Source organism: Glycocaulis abyssi (genome assembly GCF_041429775.1).
Classification (GTDB): domain Bacteria; phylum Pseudomonadota; class Alphaproteobacteria; order Caulobacterales; family Maricaulaceae; genus Glycocaulis; species Glycocaulis abyssi.
Genome location: NZ_CP163421.1, coordinates 566725 through 582458 on the forward strand (window position 1 = coordinate 566725; position 15734 = coordinate 582458).

At 62.0% G+C, this 15734-nt stretch carries 16 protein-coding genes and 1 tRNA gene; 8 read left to right on the plus strand and 9 right to left on the minus strand.

Translation table 11 applies throughout. From position 1 onward, the window contains the following. Positions 1 to 58: 58 nt before the first annotated feature. Together AB6B38_RS02860 and AB6B38_RS02865 are read right to left on the minus strand one after the other, a co-directional pair. Complete coding sequence (locus AB6B38_RS02860; protein ID WP_371394224.1) at positions 59 to 346, minus strand: RHS repeat domain-containing protein; 288 nt, start codon at positions 344 to 346, stop codon at positions 59 to 61. Between the two features lie 111 nt (positions 347 to 457). Further along, positions 458 to 871: a hypothetical protein gene (locus AB6B38_RS02865; RefSeq protein WP_371394226.1), complete on the minus strand. Its 414-nt coding sequence runs from the start codon at positions 869 to 871 to the stop codon at positions 458 to 460. Positions 872 to 1123: 252 nt separating this feature from the next. Here AB6B38_RS02865 and AB6B38_RS02870 point away from each other — a divergent pair. From AB6B38_RS02870 to AB6B38_RS02895, 6 genes are all read left to right on the plus strand, one after another. After that, a protein-coding gene (locus tag AB6B38_RS02870) for an IS3 family transposase (RefSeq protein WP_371392216.1) occupies positions 1124 to 2301 on the plus strand; the annotation gives its coding sequence in 2 pieces (ribosomal slippage) (positions 1124 to 1376 and positions 1376 to 2301; 1179 coding nt in all). A 46-nt stretch (positions 2302 to 2347) separates the two neighbouring features. Beyond that, positions 2348 to 2629 (plus strand): hypothetical protein, encoded by a 282-nt coding sequence (locus AB6B38_RS02875; protein WP_371394227.1) that lies wholly within the window; start codon positions 2348 to 2350, stop codon positions 2627 to 2629. Positions 2630 to 3727: 1098 nt separating this feature from the next. Continuing rightward, a complete protein-coding gene (locus AB6B38_RS02880; RefSeq protein ID WP_371394228.1) occupies positions 3728 to 4093 on the plus strand; it encodes a ribbon-helix-helix domain-containing protein in 366 nt (121 codons plus the stop codon). 86 nt (positions 4094 to 4179) lie between these two features. Next, positions 4180 to 4464: a hypothetical protein gene (locus AB6B38_RS02885; protein WP_371394229.1), complete on the plus strand. Its 285-nt coding sequence runs from the start codon at positions 4180 to 4182 to the stop codon at positions 4462 to 4464. 326 nt (positions 4465 to 4790) lie between these two features. Further along, positions 4791 to 4979 (plus strand): hypothetical protein, encoded by a 189-nt coding sequence (locus AB6B38_RS02890; RefSeq protein WP_371394230.1) that lies wholly within the window; start codon positions 4791 to 4793, stop codon positions 4977 to 4979. Between the two features lie 98 nt (positions 4980 to 5077). After that, positions 5078 to 5239 (plus strand): hypothetical protein, encoded by a 162-nt coding sequence (locus AB6B38_RS02895; RefSeq protein WP_371393141.1) that lies wholly within the window; start codon positions 5078 to 5080, stop codon positions 5237 to 5239. On the opposite strand, the gene AB6B38_RS02900 is transcribed toward AB6B38_RS02895, so the two are convergent. The 4 genes from AB6B38_RS02900 to AB6B38_RS02915 form a co-directional block, all read right to left on the minus strand. After that, entirely contained in the window at positions 5209 to 6474 is a 1266-nt protein-coding gene (locus AB6B38_RS02900) for a DUF6538 domain-containing protein (protein ID WP_371393140.1), read from the minus strand. The two genes, AB6B38_RS02895 and AB6B38_RS02900, sit on opposite strands and share 31 nt — an antisense overlap. Before the next feature lie 128 nt (positions 6475 to 6602). Beyond that, a tRNA-Ser gene (locus AB6B38_RS02905) sits at positions 6603 to 6693 on the minus strand. Between the two features lie 137 nt (positions 6694 to 6830). Then, positions 6831 to 7514, minus strand: a complete 684-nt coding sequence (locus tag AB6B38_RS02910) for a hypothetical protein (protein ID WP_371394232.1) — start codon at positions 7512 to 7514, stop codon at positions 6831 to 6833. Between the two features lie 61 nt (positions 7515 to 7575). Further along, positions 7576 to 9342, minus strand: coding sequence for a peptidoglycan-binding protein (locus AB6B38_RS02915; RefSeq protein ID WP_371394233.1), 1767 nt, complete (start codon positions 9340 to 9342; stop codon positions 7576 to 7578). 199 nt (positions 9343 to 9541) lie between these two features. On the opposite strand from AB6B38_RS02915, the gene AB6B38_RS02920 reads away from it, so the two are divergent. Next, the gene (locus AB6B38_RS02920; RefSeq protein WP_371394235.1) at positions 9542 to 10621 is read left to right on the plus strand and encodes an Mrp/NBP35 family ATP-binding protein; all 1080 of its coding nucleotides are present in this window, start codon (positions 9542 to 9544) and stop codon (positions 10619 to 10621) included. 3 nt (positions 10622 to 10624) lie between these two features. On the opposite strand, the gene AB6B38_RS02925 is transcribed toward AB6B38_RS02920, so the two are convergent. Genes AB6B38_RS02925 through AB6B38_RS02935 form a run of 3 tightly spaced genes read right to left on the minus strand, consistent with a single transcriptional unit; the run spans position 10625 to position 13208 of the window. Next, a complete protein-coding gene (locus tag AB6B38_RS02925; RefSeq protein ID WP_371394237.1) occupies positions 10625 to 11557 on the minus strand; it encodes an alpha/beta fold hydrolase in 933 nt (310 codons plus the stop codon). Between the two features lie 26 nt (positions 11558 to 11583). Further along, complete coding sequence (locus AB6B38_RS02930) at positions 11584 to 12453, minus strand: alpha/beta fold hydrolase (RefSeq protein ID WP_371394238.1); 870 nt, start codon at positions 12451 to 12453, stop codon at positions 11584 to 11586. Further along, positions 12450 to 13208, minus strand: a complete 759-nt coding sequence (locus AB6B38_RS02935; protein WP_371394240.1) for a TetR/AcrR family transcriptional regulator — start codon at positions 13206 to 13208, stop codon at positions 12450 to 12452. The genes AB6B38_RS02930 and AB6B38_RS02935 overlap by 4 nt, the downstream gene beginning before the upstream one ends. Before the next feature lie 131 nt (positions 13209 to 13339). Between AB6B38_RS02935 and AB6B38_RS02940 the strand changes: the two genes are divergently transcribed. Further along, positions 13340 to 15613, plus strand: coding sequence for a TonB-dependent receptor (locus AB6B38_RS02940; RefSeq protein WP_371394241.1), 2274 nt, complete (start codon positions 13340 to 13342; stop codon positions 15611 to 15613). Positions 15614 to 15734: the final 121 nt, after the last annotated feature.

The following is a 15734-nucleotide window of genomic DNA, read 5'->3' on the forward strand; positions in this document are numbered from 1 at the left end:
CACGCAGCCCTCATCCGCAATCTGCCCGATTACTCTACGGGAGGATGCAGCTCTGCGCCTATAGGAAAATGACGCGGAGACGGTTCAGTCCATCGACCGTCACCGTCACATCCTGGTTGGTGTGCCCGGTAAAGGCATAGATGTCATTGGCCATGGTGCGGCTGGCGATCTGGCCGGCCGCATTATAGGTGAAGGCAAGCGTCTGGTCGTTGGCGGTACCGGCCAGATCCTGGGTGAGCTCGGAGAGGCGCCCGGCTGCGTCATAGTCGAACCCGGTCACCACCCCGTTGCCGCGCGTGAGCGACGTCACCCGGCCAAGATTATCGTAGGCGTAGGCCGCCAGCACCCCGATGCCCGATGAGGCCCCGTTCTCACGTATGTGGGTGAGGGCACCGGCCGTGTCATAGCTGTAAGTGACATAAAGCCCGTCCGGCGGCCAGCTGGTGAAGGTGTGGAACTACTCCTGCTGAACCCAGCGTATCGGTATCGAACCATCATTATAGCCCAGCGCCGGACGCCCGCGGTGCTGCCCGCAGATATACTTGGGCATCCTGACCGTATCCGCCTCCACATCATGTATTCCTGCAAGAAATCGGGAGGGAATCATGTCGACAGTATTTGCGCCATGCGATCCACTGACCAGTATCATGTAAATTCTGGAAGTGTTTGGCCCCACATGATCTTCCAGCAATCTGTTGCATATGTGAATGCGCTCCACCTCTTCCGGCAGCACAATACGCGCACCCGGGGCTATTTGAGCAGCGACATCCATATCGCCAAGCCATGCATATAGATCATCGTGCCTGCTGCGCTGATCTGCGTCCTGGGCCCATGCCCCGGAGAAGATTATCGAGACAGGCAGCAATAACATCGCGCATATCCGTATCATCTCAGCATCCTTCCCCATGTGTTGGGTGAGAAATGTTTCTGAACGTATGAGTGCGTCCACGGTAAAGCATTCTCGGAGTGCCGTCTTCGCCGATAACTAGCTGGGGGAACTGTCGCGCCGCAATCCTGTCCGTTTCGCTGAAGCTGAACGCCCCTCCGCGATTCCGGCCCTCGTGACCCAGCCCCGTGAATTCCGGCCATTGAATGGTAGAGTCCATCGAAAAGAGGATGGACCATGCGCAAGAGCCGTTATTCGGAGGAGCAGATCATCGGCATGCTCAGGGAGCACGATGCTGGTGTGAGCACGAAGGAGGTCTGCCGCAAGTACGGCATCTCCGACGCGACGTTTTACAAATACAAGGCGAAGTTCGGCGGCATGACAGTATCCGATGCCCAGCGCCTAAAGTCGCTGGAGCTGGAGAACAACCGGCTGAAGCGGCTTCTGGCCGATGCGATGCTGGACAATGCGGCCCTGAAGGACCTCGCCTCAAAAAACTTCTGACGCCCGACGTCAAGCGCCAGGCCGTGCACCACATGGTGACCAGGCACGGGCTGAGCGAGCGTCGGGCGTGTGCCCTTGCAGAACTTGATCGCTCCACGTTCCAGTATCAGAAGCGTTCTGGTGGTGATGACGCCTTGCGAGCTCGCTTGCGCGATCTGGCAGGCGAGCGCCGCCGGTTCGGCTATCGTCGGCTTGGCATCCTGCTGGAACGGGAGGGTCTTTATGCGAACCACAAGAAGGTCTACCGGCTCTACCGGGAAGAAGGGCTGGCGGTCCGTCGGCGGCGTGGCCGCAAGCGGTCGGTTGGAACCCGTCGCCCGATACTGTTGCCTGCGGCGGCGAACCATCGCTGGAGCCTCGACTTCGTCTCCGACGCTCTAATCGACGGGCGGCGCTTCCGGACGCTATGCGTGGTCGACGACTTCACGCGAGAGGCCTTAGCCGTCGTGGTCGATACCTCGCTGTCAGGCGTGCGCGTGGCCCGTGAGCTTGATCGTCTGATCGAGCGGCGAGGAAAGCCGCGCATGATCGTCAGCGACAATGGCACCGAACTGACCAGTCACGCGATCCTGCGATGGCAGAAGGACAGCGGTGTGGAGTGGCATTACATCGCACCCGGAAAGCCCACCCAGAACGCGTTCGTGGAAAGCTTCAATGGCCGGTTCAGGGACGAGTGCCTGAACGAACACCTGTTCTCCTCGCTCGGCGAAGCGCGCGACCTGATCGAGGCATGGAGGATCGACTACAACACCGAGAGACCGCACACCGCACTCGGCGGGCTCGCACCTTGTGTCTACGCCGAGCGAACACGTCACCCCCGGCCCGGTTCGCTTGAGCTACGCGCAAGCGCCGCTCACCGGGCCTTGACCAACCACATCAACCCAGAAAGAAAGGCGAACAGACTCTACTAACTCACGGCCCGGATCACGGGGCTGGGTCACAGGGGACGCCGCGCTGTTGCCGCAGAGCCGTTCGCTAGCACTGCAAAATCATTATGGCTTGCTGCTAAATGAAGTCTCTACACTGACGCTTCCGCATCATGGCTCGGATCACAATCATAATCCAAACCTGCTCGAGACGATTGGCGCGGACTTCTTCGTTGCGTCGGCGGACAGGTACTCAAACTGGCGGCATCCGGGGACGGGCGTCGTCCAAACGGTCGCTTCGATGGGGCGCTTTGTTGCCGTCGTCACGAGCGACGAGCAGTCGCGCGTGGAAGAAACAGTCGAGATCAGATGATATCAAGGGGGCTGGCTTAGTCCCATTCTTAGGCCGCTACTGCCACTGTTTGGTTTGCTGGTATGCGACGAAAATGGGAGGCCTTCTGTTCGCCGTAACTACCTATTTCAGGAGCGCTTACATGAAAAAGACCCGGACTAGCTGGCAAGTTAGACTCCGGGTCTCTCTCATCGCGTTCTAGAGAAACGGGGGTCGGGCGAAAGCTCAATCCCCACTCCCTCAGTCTATCCCATCCCCAGCCTTTTGTGAACCCGCTGTGCCTTGCCAACGCCTTCCCGGGAAGTGGCGGCGTAAGCCCACCGGCATCGACACGCACGGCCGTATGGCGCTGTGAGGCGCGCTGACCGCCCGGCGCTGGTTATTGAGCATCCGTTCTCTCCGTCAAGTCCGTTTTGGCCGAGATATTTTTCGCCCAGCTCGTGGGCCATTTGGGCTTCGTTTTTGGGCATGGTGCGCGACGGTTTTCCTTCCGCTCCCCTTACGGTCTTTCACGACGTCGGGTGACCGCGCCCACGTGGCATGAGTGCCCATTTTCGGCCCGCCGCGATCCGCGCCGAAAGAACGCTTGCGCATTCACATCCCTATGAGGGGTGTGGTCCTCTCCCGTCTTGCCGGAGAGGTTGGCCGCTATGGGCACCGATCCAGTCTTCGCGACTGGCTGAGTTGGCGACAACGGTTCTGACGATGTGGCCCCCTCCCTCTTTACGTCCGTTAGCCGATACGGGCGGCTCCGCCGCCCGCGCATCAGCGCATTGGTTTTTTATCACACAGTATGCACACCGTGCCGTCATGCTGTGCAAGACGAATTACCATCATTAAACCAATTACTTAGAGGCTGGGAGCCATCTGGACCAAGGCGGCAACGCCTTAATGTCCGAATTGGGCCATCATCAGAACATACGGAATTTCAAGGGGTTAGGGTGGTCGCGATGCAACCCTCCGAGGGTCACATCGTGACCACGCCCGGTTACATCATGACCTTTCCGATCTTTCATGCATCACGGCACTATGAACGCTATTGTGTGGCGGCGGCATTTATCCTTATCTAATTGTCTCTCGCTACCTATCGTCCTTGCCCAATCAAGCGAGGACCATCTAATGCAAAATATCACCGACCCTGATCGGGGTCCGTACCTGCGTATCCGGCTCGAAACAGAGCTGCTTCAGCAAATCGATTATACCGTTCAATCTGGCCAGGCTGGCAATCGCACCGAGCTGGTGCGTGCCGCTATTCGCGAGCATCTCAACGGTGCATCCGAACGCCGCGAAATACTCAAAACGCTGCGCTGGCTGAGCTTCGCGCTTATCGCCGCCCAGGTCGAAAACTGGCCCGATTCTCACAAGAAAGATGTGGTCGATATAGCCGTGCGAATGGCCGGCGATAACATCCTCTCGCCGCTCGAAATATGTACCGCAATCGGTGCCCTCAATCCCGAAATATGGATCGAGGGGGAGGGCGAATAATAGCCCGTCACGATACCTCCCTTGGCAGCAATGCCGCCCACTCCTCGTGGCTATGCGGCGGTCAGGTCTTCATCCACACAGCGCGCATGTCCCTCCAGATCACGCGCCTCATGGCCGTGCTCGGCGTCATCACCACGATGGGCACAGCCTTCTATTCCATCACCCAGAACGCCAACCCGATCGACCAGCAAAACTGGATGTCAGTGAACATGGCGCGGGTGAGCACCGCGCTCGGCTCAACCCGCGAATATGCCATCGCCCGCGAAGACAGAACCCGTGTGCGCATGCCAGTCGAACGCATCATGGCCGATCGATCCCTATCCCGCCAGTCGGCCGACCGCTTTGCCGCCTTCGCCAGGGGCTATATCTAGAATGCTCTGGCCATCGGTGTCGTCCCTCCCTCTCGCTGACGCTCGCCGCGCCTCTGGTCTGATGCTCCCTTCCGTAAGCCGACCGGGCCTTTCGGCAAGCGCGAAGAAGCCGCCAAGTTAACGGGGGAGAAACCATATTGACCCGCTAACCCGTTGACTTCACCTCACATTCCCTGCATTCTCCCTCCCGGCCGTATGGGCAAAAACTCGGCCGCCAGTTTTTTGTATGCGCAGCCCCATAGGGGCTGTGCTGCGCTATGACAGGCGGAAAAGAGCCCATGAGCCCGTTATTCATACGTTTTGTAGGTGGTGTAAGCGCTTGTGTTATGGCGCTTTCTCACGGCGCGGCCATGGCAGATGGCCCGCAGTTCAACTTCCCCTCACAGCGCAATCAGGATGCGGCCCAGGCCACCGTGCGCATGCCCGCCGAACGCATCGGTATCGGGCCTCAAAACTCTCCCGAACTCAGCGCGCGCCTCGCGGGACAAATGGTTGGGCCGGAGGGCGGGATATGAACCGCACTTGCGCCCCGCCAGGGGCCAAGCCTGCCCGTTCGGCGCCGCAACACTCCGGCCAGACCGGGAAGGGGCGAGGGGCTTTACCGGCGCAGGGTTTGAGCGAACTTGCCCGTGTGCGGCGCGCTCATATCGCGGCAGCAAAGCTGGTGCGCGAGGATCCGGTCTATCTGCCGATATTCCGCGCCTTTGAGCGGGATCTGGAGGAGCTGGAAGCGCTTGAGCGCGCCTACAAGGCGACACTGGAAACGACCTTGTGAAGATGCTTCAGATCAGCCCCCTTGCCATAGCGTTCGCGGTTATAGGCATGCCCGAAAAGATCACGGCGCACGCGCTCATCCACGTGCGCAGAGATCATGCGGTCCTCGAAGCTGTGACGCAGGCCGTAAAGACTGTGTGCGGGCGTTTCCAGAAGGCCATTCTCGCGCAGATATTTGTTCACGGTCGCGCTGATCTTGTCCTTGCCGCGATAAGCCGGAAATCCGTCAGGACAGGCCCGGAACGCCTCCAGCGAAATCCCGGCCAGCGGAATGACGCGTTTGCTGGTGGCGTTTTTCAGCTGACGCCCGGCCGGCTCGATCGAGATATGGGGAATATCGGTATCGAGCCGGATATGCTCGGCTAAAAGCCCCGCCGCCTCGCTTGGCCGGTAGCCGGTATTGATCATGCCCAGCACCAGGCAGCGCGCTTGGGTGTTCAGCCCATCCAGCGCACCGGGAGCCATCAGCCGCGTCCTGATCCAGCCCACCGAGAAGGGCGGGCGCGTGCGTTTCTCGCCCTCTTTCAGGGCGACATCGGTAAAGGGCAGAACCAGACCCAGCCGCTTCATCCGGTTCACGGTTTTCAGCATATCGGCCAGATGCGTGAAATCCTTGTTGGCGCTGTTGGCGGTCAGCCCTTCGGCTTCAATCCGGTCGATCCACCATTGGCGGAATTCGAGCACATCATCGGGCGTGATCTCGCTGATCGCCTTGTCGCCCACCACCTGAAGAAAATTGCGGACCGCCTTTATGCGCGGGTTCTTCCAGCGGCGCAGCTGATCCTCACTCTTTCCAAGAGTGCGGTCCCTCGCGAGCGTCCAGAACAGTTCCAGCGCGCGGCTGACCGTGATGGCAGGCTGTTCAACGCCGCCAAGAAGGGCCGATGCTTCAACCCGGTCCGGTTCGCCATCGCGCAGGACAGCTTCCATGCGTTGCAGGCGTTCCTCACGGGGCAAGGCTGCCACCTTCTGCGCTGGCAGATAATGAAAGCCGCGCATGGCCGCGAGATCGCGGGCCGCTTCATAGCGGCGCTCGGCATCATCGCTGTCTCCAGCAAGCCGCGCTTCCCAAGCAGCTTCCATCAGGCTCCAAGCGGCCGGAGCCTTGCGCTGCGCCTCGCTTTCAGAATCGGTGTGCAGGCTTATCCAGATCGTGGCGCGCTTTTCGACCCGCTGATAGCGTCTCGGTACCCGCCGGACGAGATAAAACGTGCTCCCACGCCGGGTGATATTCATCGCTCTGCCCCGCAAATTGTGCAGCAAAATGTATAGCACATCGAGGCGTCAGAGATCGAGCAGAAAAGTTAACTTCTGTAAATTACGATTATAATCAATTGCTTGAGGGTATGACGCGTTCGAAAATCTGGCGGAGAGGAAGGGATTCGAACCCTCGATACGCTTTTGGCGTATACTCCCTTAGCAGGGGAGCGCCTTCGACCACTCGGCCACCTCTCCACTGGCCGGTTTAGCCGCTATGGCAAAGGGCGATCAAGCCAATATATCCGCGCACGCTGACAAAGTGGCCATCGGGTTCTGGCGCAGATGGTCACACGGGCCGGTTTCACGCCCCAAACCCTGATCGAGTATGGACCCTAGCGCCGGCAGGCGCTGGTGGTGAACACTCCGCCGATATAATCCTCGCAATGGCGTGCGCGCCGGTAGGGCGCGTAGTGGCGCGGCGGGTAGCCATGGCCATGGCCGTAATGGCGATGGCGGGGAACGACGATGGCCGGCGGGCAGTCGGGACAGATCTGGGCCATCTGGACGCGCACATCGGCCAGCCGGTAGGACAGGTTCTGGAAGCGGTCTTGCGCGATCTGCCAGTCGGCAGCGGAGCGCTGGCAGTGCACTTCGCTATAGCGGTTCTGATACATGCACGCCGCATATGCCTGGCAGGACGAGGTCGAGGCCCGGTAGGACGCGTCCAGATCAACCTCGAAGGTGCGCACCAGATCGATCGTCGGCGTGGACGGGCCGAATGGCGGGCGGACATTCACGTTTTCATCCCGGTTGGATGACTCGCTGGAATGGCTGTCCATATAGGTCCTCGGCCAGGGCGCGAGTATCCAGTTGGACGTCCAGTGTGACGGGGTGACCACGGTGCGCACCTCATTGCGCAGGCGGTTATATTCCTGCGTCAGGCTGCCGATATTGCAGATGCGTTCGGCCGTCTCGAGCGCATGGACATCGCGGGCCGGGACCGATTGCTGCGGGGCAGCGCAGGCCGCCAGCAGCGAAAAGCCCGCAAGAGTGGCTGAAATCCGGACCAGGCTCATGGCATACATCCTTCAACTTGGGTTTGGCGCACAGGGGCTGGCAGCGCGTGCATAGTCATTGTCAGCGCCCCTGGAACCGCTCGGCGTCCAGACAGCCGGGCGGCAGAAGATCAATGTCGGGAAGGCGCACATGGCGGTCCTCCCACTCAAGATAGAACAGGCCCCCGCCCTCGATGGCCGCTGACCGGATGCGCTCGGCTATGGTTTCCCAGCGTGCGCGCGGCGAGGGCAGGCGGTTGTACTCAGGGCTGCTCCGCCAGCGCCGGGCGACCGGGTGACCGAGCCGGGCTGCCTCTGCCAGATAGGACTCGGCCCGTTCGAAATTCTCGATAATGCCGCACAGCCGGTAGCTGCCCAGCACCGCGCCGGTTCCGTAGATGATGGCGAGGTTGAAATAGGCGTCTTCATCATTGCGCCGGGCCGCCGTTTCCAGCCATTCCAGCGCCAGATCGGTATTCTGCTCCACGCCCAGCCCGGTGGCGTACATGATGCCGAGTGTGTTCTGCACGCTGGCTTCGCGCGCCGTCTGGGCCGCATGGCAGATCAATAGCGTGGTCTGGCGGGGGGTGAGGGCGCCGGTCTCGTCAAAGCCCAGCTCGCGCTGGAAACCGCGCACCGCCTCGCGTGTTTCGGGGCCGTAATAGCCGTCTACCGGCCCGGAATGGTAGCCCAGCGAGGTCAGCGCACGCTGGCGCAGGGAGAGGCGTATCACTTCGCCAACCCCGTCCGGGCCGAAGCGTGATATCCGCCGCAGGCTGGAACCGTCCGGGGAGCTCTGGCACTGCACGGTATGCGCCTGCAGCCGCCGCTGGGCCATCAGCGACGCCTGCGCGCCAAAATGGCGTCCCCAGTCCGATGCACGCCGCCAGTTTTGCATGGCAAGGTCCAGCGCGGTCTGGACAGGTTCGTAATCATTATGGCGCAGATAGGTATAGCCGTCGCGGAAACCGCCGGGGCAGAACCCGTCATACTCGCTGTCCCATACGCACTGTATGTCGGTGCGGGCGAGCTCTGCATCGCCCAGCAGCAGCCAGTAGCGCGCGCCTTCGGCATATAGCCGGGCGGCATTCTCCCGCGACATGCATTCATAATAGTCGCGGCTGACATCGACATAGAGGGCCGCGCGTGGCCGGTGAGGGTCGCCATCCTCAAAACCGCACATGTCCCAGCGCACATACCAGGGCCGGGGCGGATAGGTGCCACCCAGCGGGGTAACGGGTTCCCGGCAGCCGCCGGGGGAGGGGTTGTAAATGGCCTGCTGCACCCTGGCGGTGTCCCGCGGAGGCAGGAACTGCATCAGATTGGTCAGCGACAGGGGGCGCCGCTCCACCTCCAGCAGCCGGTAAATGATTAGCTCGGCTTCCGGTGACAGGCCGCCCCTTCCGCCGAGTGAAATAAGCTGGTCCCTCACACACGCGCAGTTGATTGTGGCCCGTTCGCGCTGGCGCAGCGAACCCACCGATCGGCCATAGGAGGGTAGCCGGCCCAGCACTTCCGGGCCTGGTGTGCGGTGGGATGCAAACCTGTTGTGCGATCCGGCATAGCGGGATGGAATCTGAATGGGATCGGCGCTGAACGCGCTGTGCTGAAGGTCGCCGAACTGCGTGAACTGACCCTCGCGCCGGCAGGCATCCTCTACCGCCGTACCGAGGAGAAAGCGGTCAATCTGGCACTGCTTGAAACTGCCGGGCCGGTCGCTGCACGGCCACATCACATAGCCCGCGATCACGACAATGACGAGCAGGACGACAACCGACAACAGCACGACCATGGGACTGACCGGGTCGTCCTGCCGCCGCGAATACCGGGAATCACCCTCCCTCGACATTGTGCTCGTTACTCCCCTCGCGGCTACCGTAGCCGACCTTTCCCCTCAGCCCGCACACGGTAATCATCTGTTAACCATAGCGGTGCGGGCCTTCATCTGAAAGTGGAAACGCACCAGGTTTGCATCTGATCCAAAAAATTAACCATAAAGCCAGCCGCTAGCGCCGGTAGATGCGAGAGGCGAGCTGGTTTATCAGCATATGATGCAGGACGATTCAGCCCACACAGCCCGCCGCGCGCTCGAAACGCAGCTTCCCGACGTGCATCGGCGGGTGTCAGCCATTGATGTGCGCAAGGGTGTAGCCACCGTGGTGCTTGCGCCGCCGGAGGATGCGGGCGGCACCGATGAAGCTGGTGTCCGCACCGCGGTCGAGGCCGCACTGCTGGGCGTTGCGGGTATTGAGCGGGTCAGGGTCATCGTTGAGAGCGAGCGTCAGTCTGCGCCTGCCGCGAGACGCAGCGAGCCTGCGCCGTTCAAGCCGCCCGCACCGGTGATTATCGCCGTCGGTTCCGGCAAGGGCGGGGTCGGCAAATCCACGATCGCGGCCAATCTGGCCGGAGCCTGCGTGCGCCAGGGACTGCGCACCGGGCTGGTGGACGCCGATGTGTTCGGACCCAGCGCGCCGCGCCTGTTCGGCCTCACGGATGCACCGGGCCTGCGCAAGACCGATGCCGGTATCGAGCCGTTGCGCGCGCATGGCGTGAAGCTGGTCTCCACCGGTTTTCTGGTCGGTGAGCGTGAGCCGGTTGTCTGGCGCGGCCCGATGGTGACGGGCGCAATCCGTCAGTTCCTGACGGAGGTGAACTGGGACGGCGGCGATGGCCCGCTGGACGTTCTCATTATCGACATGCCGCCCGGCACCGGCGATGCCCAGCTCGCCATCGCGCAAGGCGTGCCAATCAGCGGCGCGGTGATTGTATCGACCCCGCAGACCGTGGCGCTGGACGATGCGCGCAAGGCGATGGCCCTGTTTGAACGCACCGAGATTCCGGTGCTCGGCATGATCGAGAATATGAGCTTCTTCCTGTGTCCGCATTGCGGGGAGGGAAGCGAGATTTTCGGGCGCGGCGGTGCGCGCGCCGAAGCCGGGCAGATGGGCATTCCGTTTCTGGGCGAGATACCGCTTCACCCGTCCTTGCGGGTTGCCAGCGATGAAGGCCGGTTGGTGGCGCTGGAAGACGGGCCGCTGGCCGGAGCGTTCGAGCGCGCCGCCAGCGCCATGCTGGAGACGGCCCGGACGGCGAACCGCCCGGCACCGGAGATCGTGTTCGAGGATTAGCTCCTACCAGTCCAGCACCTGCAGGAACACTTGTACATCGGCAGCCGTCTCGGCCGGGTATTCCTCCATCAGCATGTGGCCTGCACCATCATAGGTGATGAGGCGGGCACCCGGCATCGCATCGACAAAGCGCGGGCCGTGGCTGGCCGGGACGACGGTGTCAGCTGTTCCCCACAATATGAGGGCTGGGGCGTCTATCGTGGCGAGCAAGGGCTCTGGATCCGGCAGGGTGAATTGCTGCAGCCGGGCAATGAGGGCTTCACCGACGCCGGGCTGGCGCATCATCTGGCCGATCTGGGCGATACGGTCCTCGGTCAGGCGTGACGGATCGCCGTATAATGTCTGCGTGGCCATGCGCACGCCGGCATCCGGCGCGAGGCGCAGGTACAGCTGCACAGGTAGCGGCACCTCCACCGGCTCATCGCCGACATTATTGATAGAATAGCCGCCAGGGCTTACCAGAACGAGGCCAGCCACGCGATCGGGGTTGGCGGCGGCATAGCGCCATGACACCAGCCCGCCCAGCGAATTGCCGCCGATGGCAAACCGGTCCAGCTCCAGCGTGTCCAGAAGTTCCGCCACTTGCGCAGCCGTATCCTCGTTGGAATAGGCGCCATCAGGATGCGGGCCGGTGACGCCGTGGCCCGGCAGGTCAAAACGGATGATCCGGTAGTCACCGGACAGCGCCTCGGCCCAGCCGTCAAAGCTCTCCAGAGAGTGCGAAAAGCCGTGGATCAGGACGATGGCAGGCGCGCCTGCAGGGCCGTCCTCGCGCACCCGCCAGTTCAGCCCTGCGGCCTCTACGGTGCGTTCGCCAGCGGCAGGCTCGGGCGGCGGGGCCGGCTCAGGGGTTCGCGTCAGCCAGACAAAGGCGGCAATGGCCACCACCGCCAGCAGGATCAGAATGCCAAGAAGTGTCAGCAGAAATCCGCGCATCGCCCTTACTCCCCTGTTTTCGTCTATCAGCTCAGCCGTGCCAGCAGGCCATCAATGGCGGCGCGTGCAGGCGGCTCGGTCAGCAGGGGCGCATGGCCCACGCGCGGTATCTCCACCCCGGTGAAGTCCGGATGGCGCGCCTTCATCTTTTCAAAGCCCTCACGTGAGAGCAGGTCGGAGATCGCGCCGCGCACCACGACCAGCGGCACAGGGGTCAGCGCATCATAAAGCGGCCACATGTCTGGCGGCAGGGCGCGGTCGGGCTGGCGGAAGGGCTCGGCAATCGCCGGATCATAGTCCAGCTCCACCCGCCCGCTTTCCAGTTCCCGGCACGTGCGCCGGGCAAAGGCCAGCCAGAAGTCTTCGCCCGTCTCGTCGGGGAAGGCATCGCCATTGACCGCGCGGATGGCGTCGGCGGCCTCGTGCCAGTTCTCAAATGCGCTGGTGGTGCGGCCGACATAGCCCGCGATGCGATCAAGCCCCGCCGGGTCCAGCTCCGGCCCGATATCGTTGATAAGGGCGCCAGCCAGCAATTCGGGGCGCTTTGCAGCGAGGATCATGGTCATGATCCCGCCCATCGAAGTGCCAAGCGAGATCACCTTGTCGATCCCTTCGCTCTTCAGAAGGCCCAGCACGTCATTGACATAGACTTCCGGGTTATAGCTGTCCGGCGGGGTGCCCCGATCAGACAGGCCCCGCCCGCGCACATCCACCGCGATCACGGTGTGACCCATCGCGGCAATGCGCGGGGAAACCTCCTCGAAATCGCGGCTATTGCGCGTCAGCCCGTGCAGGCAGAGCACGGGAAGCTTGCCGCTCTGGCCACCTTCATAACGCCGGTAGGCGGTGCGGATGCCGTCAGGCGCCGTGAAATAATGCTGTGAGAACACGCTCATGCCTTGGTCGCTCCGCCATTCTTTTGCGCCCGTGAGCGCTCCTGAAGATATAATATGCCGGCCGCGATGAAGCCGGGCATGCGCTCGTGCACGCTGGCAATATCCGAGGATTTGCATAAGCCCTTCGACAACACGTCAATCCGGCCGGTCTGGGCGAAGGTCAGGACCAGCACGCCTGACAGGAAATGATAGCTCCAGAACAGGTCTTCCTCCGTGCAGTCCGGGATTTTCGGGCGCAGCGCTTCGAGAAAGCGGATCACGATGGGATCGAAATACTTGTTCATCACCGCCGCGCCCCATTCGGGCGTGTTGGTGATCTGGCCGATCAGCGCGAAATAGCTTTTCCATCCCGGCCCGCCATTGGCGGTACGGTCCAGCAGCGGATGGGTGAAGGCATTGATGATCTCCTCCACCGTCGGGCCATCGGGGCCTGCATTGGCCTCCAGCTCTTCGAGCTCTTTCAGGCGGATGGCGTTCAGCTCGGTGGCGCGGCGCAGCAGCACCTCGTCGAAAAGCTCGCGCTTGCCGCCAAAATAATAGGTGACGAGTGCCGGGTCGGCGCCTGCCTTGCGGGCAATCTCGCGCACCGTGACGGCGTGAAAACCGGTCTCGGCGAACAGCGATTCGGCGGCGTCCAGCAGCGCGGCGCGGGTCTTCTCGCCTCGGCGGTTTTGCGGGCGGGTTTTTGTACGTGTGGCCATGGCACGACTTTTAGCCGGTTCACCGCGCGCGTCGATGGCAATCTGTTGCCGCATGGCATCACTCCTCAGCTCGTGACTCGCTTCGAGTGTGATACCAATTGACATTTCATTCAACGTTGAAAGTAATTCGACGCGAGACGCTTGGCATGGATCAGGCGCCAGATGATTCGATTGGGAGGATCACCATGAAAACGAAACTGCGCACATTTGGTGTGGCCGCTGCGCTTGCCGGCGTGTCCCCGCTTGCATTCATGACACCCGCCGCCCTGGCTCAGGAGACGGGTGCCGCACCCGGCACCGAGATCATCACGGTTACGGCCCGCCGCCGCGAGGAGTCGCTCCAGGACGTACCGGTTTCGGTTACCGCCTATTCCGGTGCCCAGCTGGAGCAAATTGGCGCACAGGACATCACCGTCATCGCCCAGACGACGCCGAACGTGACCCTGGAAGTGTCACGCGGCACCAACACCACGCTGACTGCCTTCATCCGCGGCATTGGCCAGCAGGACCCGGTGGCGGGCTTTGAAGCGGGCGTCGGCCTTTATGTCGATGATGTGTATCTGAACCGTCCGCAGGCCGCCGTGCTCGACATTTTCGATGTGGAACGCATCGAGGTGCTGCGCGGCCCGCAGGGCACGCTCTATGGCCGCAACACGGTCGGTGGCGCGGTGAAATATGTGACCCGCCGCCTGTCTGACGAGCCGACCTTCTCCGCGCGCGTCAATGTCGGCTCCTATAACCAGTTCGACACGATCCTGTCCGGCTCCGCCCCGCTGTCTGACACCTTCCGGGTGGGCGGTGCCATAGCGCGCTACACCCGTGACGGCTTCGGGACCAATCTCTTCACCGGCGCCGACAACTATAACAAGGATGTGTGGGCGGGCCGCATCTCGGCCGAGTTCGAGCCCAATGATTCCATCTTCGTGCGCCTTGCCTATGACCGGGTTGAGGACAGCTCCAACCCGCGCGGTGGTCACCGCCTGCTGCCTGGCGCGCTTTCCGGTGCTCCGGTGCTCGACAATGTGTTCGACACCCGCGCGGGCCTTGATGTGGTGCGCCAGCAGGTTGAAGGCGAAGGCGTTTCATTGTCGGCGGACTTCCGCCTGAACGATATGTGGACGTTGCGCTCGATCACGGCTTACCGCGAGGACAGCTCCACCACGCCGATCGACTTTGACTCGCTTCCCGCAGCCGACCTTGACGTGCCGGCTATCTATGAGAACGAGCAGTTCAGCCAGGAATTCCAGCTGCTCTATTCGGGCGACCGGATGGACGGGATTATCGGCTTCTACTATCTCGACGCCACTGCCTCGACGGTGTTCGACGTGCTGCTAGGCACGACTGGCACCCTTCTCAGCCTTCCCGGACTGAATGCCCAGACATTTGGCAATGTCGAGACCGATACCTGGTCGGTTTTTGCCGATTTCACCTATGACCTGACCCCGGAATGGTCACTCTCGGTTGGTGGGCGCTACACCCACGACGAGCGGTCCTCGCGCGTGCTGCGCCGGACCTATATTGGCGGCTTCTCCGAGTTCTTTGGCGGCAACCCGACGCTGATCCAGACGACCTCGGACTTTGAAGGCTCCGAGAGCTGGAGCGATTTCAGCCCGCGCGTCTCGATCGCCTACCGGCCCTCGCCGGAGCACAATTTCTACGCCAGCTTCTCGCAAGGCTTCAAAGGCGGCAGCTTTGATCCGCGCGGCCAGACCTCGGTTGCGGTAGCAGCCGGTATCGACGTGTTCGAGTTCATGCGCTTCAACCCGGAAACGGTGGACGCGTATGAGGCAGGCTGGAAATTCACCGGACCGCGCTACCGTCATGCGCTCGCTGTCTTCTATAATGATTATACCGATGTGCAGGTGCCCGGCTCTATTGGCCAGGACACGACCGGCGATGGCATTGCCGACACGTTTACCGGCGTGACCACCAATGCCGGCGCGGCCACGATCTGGGGCGTCGAGTATGAAGGCAATCTGGCTCTTGCCGAGGACGCTTTCGTGCAGGGCGACTCCTGGAACTTCAATTGGGCTGTTGGCTATATCAACGCGCAATATGACCAGTTCATCAATGCGCTTGGCGTTGATGTTTCCGATACTGCCGTCGTTCAGAATACGCCCGAATGGATGGCGTCCGGCACGCTGGCCTATAACGTGCCGCTGGCCGGTGGCGACCTGTCGGTCATCAACACGCTGGCCTATCGCGGTTCCTACAGCCAATTCGAGTTTGTTGGTCCGCTTGACCAGGATGCCTACACGCTCTGGAACGCCTCCATGGTGTGGAACTCCGGTGACGGCCGTTGGCAGGCGGGCCTGCATGGCCGCAACCTGACCGACGAGCGCTACAGAGTGTCCGGATACGACTTCGTTACGGCGACCACGCTGGGCCTCGAAGGCAACCTGACCGCCTTCTACGGCGATCCGCGTACCGTCACGGCCACTTTCGCCTATCGGTTCTAGGCCGGGGGACGGCTGAGAAGACGCCGCCGGATGCTTTGCAGCTCCGGCGGCGTTTTTCTTTTGCACCCTGAGGCCAGCGGGTCACAATGCCATCAAGAGATGCTGACGCGATCAGCACGGA